We start from the raw sequence: 2,091 nt of genomic DNA on the forward strand, positions 1-2,091 counted from the left end.
TGCCGAGTACCTGATCCTTCTTGCCGAAGGCGGCCAGGACGCTGCCGACACCTTGGCACCGATGCCGCAGGAGAAGCCCGGGGTCGTGGTGTTGAAGGCGCGAGGCATCAACCTGGCGGTCGCTGGCGACAACAGCGCTGAGCCGTGGGATGACGAGCTGTTGTCCGTGGGTGTCTCCGAGGGAACGCCCCGGCGCCAGGTCGCCCAGTGGGCCGATCCCGAACACGGCCGCTACGTCAAAATGACGACGCGGGGCGGCGCGCTCGAAGGACTCGTCACCGTAGGCATGCCGCGCACGGCCGCGGAGCTGGTGATGCTGTTCGAACGCGGCTCCGAGTTGCCAGCAGACCGTTCACTCCTCCTACGCCTGGACGGGCCGGACCAGCTCGGCTCTTCCGCTTCGAATGATGATCCGCAGCGCACAGTGTGCCGCTGCGCAGGCGTCAGCGGCGCGAGCATCGAGGAAGCCGTGTTGGATGGCTGCTCGTCCGTGCCGGAAGTTTCCAAGGCGACCCGCGCGGGGACGGGGTGCGGAGGGTGCCATGGGGACATCAAGGGGATTATCGAGAAGCATTTCCAGGGCGTTGCGGCGTAGGGGTTGCCGCGCCGCGCCACGTGAACAGGCCCTCCCGGTCCCTGTCGGTGAGCTTCGCGGCGTCGAGGAAGGTGTGGAGATCGAATTTTTCCAAGGCATCCCGGAAGGCGCCTTCAGTTGTTGTGCCGTGTTGCCGGCATAGTTCCTCAAGCCTAGGTTCGACGTTGTTTCGCTCGCCTCTGGCCGCCCGCGCATCGCCAAGCCTGACGGTTTCCAGATAGTCATCGACGATGCCTTCGGGGTCTGTGCCGATTGCGTGAAGCAGAGCCATGGCGAGCAGGCCAGTCCGGTCCCTGCCGCCCATGCAATGGAAGAGGACCCCTCCTGCCGGCGCGTTGATCACGGCGGATATAGCGGCGCCGGCCCGTTCGGGCATGGCGGCGAGGTGCGGCTGGAAATACATCGCTGTGCCCACCAGACCGCTGTCCCAGTAGTCGGCCCAGAATTCCTTGTTTTCCAGGCCGTCAAGATCAACGTGGATTGTGGTGAGCCAACTGGGCCGTTCCTTGGTATCCGTGTCCCGTTCGCCTTGCTGACGGAGGTCCACCACAGTGCGGATCCCGGCATCATGGATCTGTTGCCATCCGTTCCCGGTGATCCAATCGACGTTCTCGCTCCGGAACAACACGCCTCGCGGAGTAAGTGCCCCGTCTGCGCGCCGTAGACCACCGAGGTCACGTCCGTTGACCAAGCCTTCAACTCTGAGTGTGCGATCCTTGTTTTCTGTCAGATCCCCCATGTGCCCTAGTAAACCAGAGCGTGCAAGTCGCCCTTCTGGATAATCACCCACGCGCGCATCATTGCAGCTAGGTCACCTCGCGGGCGCGTGGTCGCCTTCTGGTCGATCGGCCCCGGCACATCACACTCTCAAGGCAGGTAACACCGACACGCGCGATCACAAATGGAAGTAGCGGTTCTTGCGTGGTTGTTGGCGTGGGTCGATGTGGGGTGGCTGGATGAACCAGGGCACGCCTGTTTGGACTTGGATGTGCCATTCTTCGTTGTGGATCAGATGGTGGTGGTGGCTGCACAGCAAGACACCATTGTCGACACTGCTTGGTCCACCCCGCGACCAGTACTCGATGTGGTGGGCTTCGCACCACGGGGCCGGCATGGTGCACGAAGGGAACGCGCAGCCTTTGTCCCGGGCGGTAATGGCCTTACGGATGTGCGCCGGGAAGATCCTGGAGGACCGGCCGATGTCCAGCACCTGCCCGTCACCGCCGAGGACGACGGGAATGATGTCGGCGTCGCAGGCGATCTTCCGCAGCGTGGCCGCCGGGACCGGGCCGGTGAACGTAAAGCTCCCCGTGCCGCGTTGCGACCCGCCGGAGCGCCCGGCTTGTCCAGATTGCCCGAGGAACGTGAGCTGCTCCGCGTCTTTCAGCGCTGCCAGGAGCTCCCGGTGATCGATGGTGGCCATGATCTGGGGGCGTTGGCCTCCGGCCGCAGGCAGTGCACCGGTGGCGAGGGCAATCTTGCAGGCGCCCAGCAAC

Annotated in this window: 3 protein-coding genes; 1 reads left to right on the plus strand and 2 read right to left on the minus strand. The window is 64.3% G+C overall.

From position 1 onward, the window contains the following. Positions 1-595 (plus strand): (2Fe-2S)-binding protein (locus tag AHiyo1_RS05750; RefSeq protein ID WP_172465505.1); only part of this gene is annotated, 595 nt, incomplete at its 5' end. Here AHiyo1_RS05750 and AHiyo1_RS05755 read toward each other — a convergent pair. Next, a complete protein-coding gene (locus tag AHiyo1_RS05755) occupies positions 561-1,334 on the minus strand; it encodes a tyrosine-protein phosphatase (protein WP_059387902.1) in 774 nt (257 codons plus the stop codon). The genes AHiyo1_RS05750 and AHiyo1_RS05755 overlap by 35 nt on opposite strands. 156 nt (positions 1,335-1,490) lie before the next feature. Continuing rightward, positions 1,491-2,091: HNH endonuclease signature motif containing protein (locus tag AHiyo1_RS05760; RefSeq protein ID WP_148667438.1), on the minus strand; the 601-nt coding region annotated here is incomplete at its 5' end.

The sequence above is a fragment of the Arthrobacter sp. Hiyo1 genome (assembly GCF_001263615.2).
Taxonomy (GTDB): Bacteria; Actinomycetota; Actinomycetes; order Actinomycetales; family Micrococcaceae; genus Arthrobacter.